This window comes from Nostoc sp., from assembly GCF_035638895.1.
Taxonomy (GTDB): domain Bacteria; phylum Cyanobacteriota; class Cyanobacteriia; order Cyanobacteriales; family Nostocaceae; genus Nostoc.
Genome location: NZ_DASQZC010000324.1, coordinates 1 through 1527, shown reverse-complemented (window position 1 = coordinate 1527; position 1527 = coordinate 1). Strand labels below are relative to the sequence as shown.

At 44.1% G+C, this 1527-nt stretch carries 1 protein-coding gene; it reads right to left on the bottom strand.

The window, feature by feature from the left end; translation table 11 throughout:
* Positions 1 to 1527: type IA DNA topoisomerase (locus tag VE944_RS15990; RefSeq protein WP_324978648.1), on the bottom strand; the 1527-nt coding region annotated here is incomplete at both ends.

The window sequence follows — 1527 nt, the reverse complement described above, 5'->3', positions numbered from 1 at the left end:
TTTAGTTTGTGGTGGCTGCCAAGTTTTGTTAAAGTCGCTCCAAAATAGCACGACATTTTCACAGCCTTTTGTGCATTTGAGGAAATATTTCTTTTTAACTTTACTACTCGGAATTTTGGCGAGAAAATTTTTGCATTCAGGGCATCGCGTCTTGGAAGTCTCATATTTGCGCTCAGTTATCACATTAGCTTTACCTGTTGGGGAACTCGCAACTACAGTTTTAGCTTTGGAAAGGGCTGGTACAAAGTAATTTTGATTCCAACTAGTTAAATAATGCTGCCAAGAGTTTTTTCCTTCAGAAATTGCATCAAGGGCATCTTCCATTTTTGCTGTGAATTCTGCCTCTAGTAAATCTGGCAGTGCTTTGAGCAAAAACGCATCAACTTCTAACCCTAACGCTGTCGGTTGCAGATGGTCTTTTTTCAACTCAACATAATTTCGTTTTTTTAAGGTAGCAACAGTAGGAGCATAGGTACTTGGGCGACCAATTCCTTTACGTTCCATCAGTTGCACCAATTTTGGTTCACTATAACGGGGTGGTGGCTGCGTCTGCTTTTGCTCATGTCCAGCATTCTCCAGCTTCAATGCCTGTCCCTGTTGTAATGAAGGTAAAACACTATCCTTGCTAAGATTATTCCAGTACCGGGCATAACCGTAAAATTCAATCACTTGCCCTCTTGCTGACCACAGTAGAGAACCAGACTGAGTAATTACCAAAGTTTTACGCAATTGAGCAGCACGACATTGAGAAGCAATTGAACGTTTCCAAATCATCACATACAAATTAAACTCATCATCAGGGAGTTCTAAACGCAACTGAACTGAGGGACGAAACACATCCGTTGCACGAATCGCCTCATGTGCTTCTTGAGCCGATTTGCTACTGCGATGCTTGGCGACTTGCTGCGGTACATTCTGCGGATCATTTTGCTCTAACCATTTACGGGCGCTGGCACAAAATTCTGGACTCAGCATCACTGAGTCTGTTCGCATATATGTTATCAGCCCTGCCTCATAAAGCTTTTGGGCCACAACCATAGTTTTGTCGGGAGCAAACCTCAGCTTTGAACCGGCTGCTTGCTGAAGGCTAGAAGTTGTAAATGGTGGCGGTGGCTGGCGGTTAACGATTTTTCCTTCAAAATGAATCACCTGATGAGGATGTTGCTGTGCTTTTTCAACTAAACGTGTAGCCTCTGCTTCGGAAAGAACGCGCTTAGACTCCGGTGTTTCTGGACTATTACCAACTTTCGCGTCATCATTAGTTTCAGTTTCTTGGTCTGCTGCATCTTTTGCAGAATCGACCGTCCCTTTGTAAAAAGCCCGAAATCCTTCAGCATAATCTACCCAGACACTCCAGTAATCTTGGGGTACAAAAGCCAGAATTTCGTTTTCTCGCTGACAAATCAGGTGCAACGTCGCGCTTTGGACTCTGCCAACACTCTTAGCACCGTTATTCAATGCCCAAACTAACGGGCTACCCTTGTAACCAACCAGCTTATCTAGGCAATCTCGGCACAACCCAGCACC